The 737-nt window shown below is 39.2% G+C and carries 1 protein-coding gene; it reads left to right on the top strand.

From position 1 onward, the window contains the following. Positions 1–53 precede the first annotated feature (53 nt). Positions 54–734 carry an IS1595 family transposase gene (locus E4661_RS18965; RefSeq protein WP_168796450.1) on the top strand — a complete coding sequence of 227 codons (681 nt, stop codon included), beginning with the start codon at positions 54–56 and terminating at the stop codon, positions 732–734. Positions 735–737: the final 3 nt, after the last annotated feature.

A 737-nucleotide genomic window follows, 5' to 3' on the forward strand; every position in this document is an offset into this window, starting at 1 on the left:
AGGGTCATGACAACTTAAGCGTTTTTTAATTTTGCTTAAGTCCAGTCATATCAATGTCTAACAAGTATTTATACCGTTCAAGGATTTCAGAGGCTAAATTTAGGGAAATAATCCGCTTGTTCTCTGTTGATTTGAATGCTTCACAAATCAGTGAATTGACAGGTGTCAGTAGAAATAGCATCAACAGGGTTTTAACGGCGTTACGCACCCGTATCGCATCAATATGTGAGTTGGAAAAGCCGTTCAAGGGAGAAGTGGAAGTCGATGAATCTTTCTTTGGAGCTAGGCGTAAAAAAGGAAAAAGAGGACGGGGCGCTTATGGAAAAACGATCGTCTTTGGGCTTTACAAGCGTAATGGAAAAGTCTATACTGAGATTGTCCCCAATTGCTCTAGGGCCACGTTACAGGCCATAATCAAGGGGAAAGTGGATTTGGACAGCATCATACATTCCGACAAATGGAGAGGCTATAACGGACTTGTCGACCTAGGCTACAAAAAACATTATAGATTGGACCATGGCAACAATGAGTTCGTAAAAGGAAAATCACATATCAATGGAATCGAAGGGTTCTGGGGGTATGCAAAGACAAGATTGTCAAAGTTCAAGGGAATGCACAAAAACACATTTTACCTACACCTCAAAGAAACAGAGTTCAGATATAATTATAGAAACGAAAATTTATATAAATTCATCATACATAACCTAAGAAACAACCCTCTTAAGTTGTCATGACTC

Origin of the sequence: Flagellimonas onchidii (genome assembly GCF_004804315.1) — a bacterium.
Lineage (GTDB): Bacteria > Bacteroidota > Bacteroidia > Flavobacteriales > Flavobacteriaceae > Flagellimonas > Flagellimonas onchidii.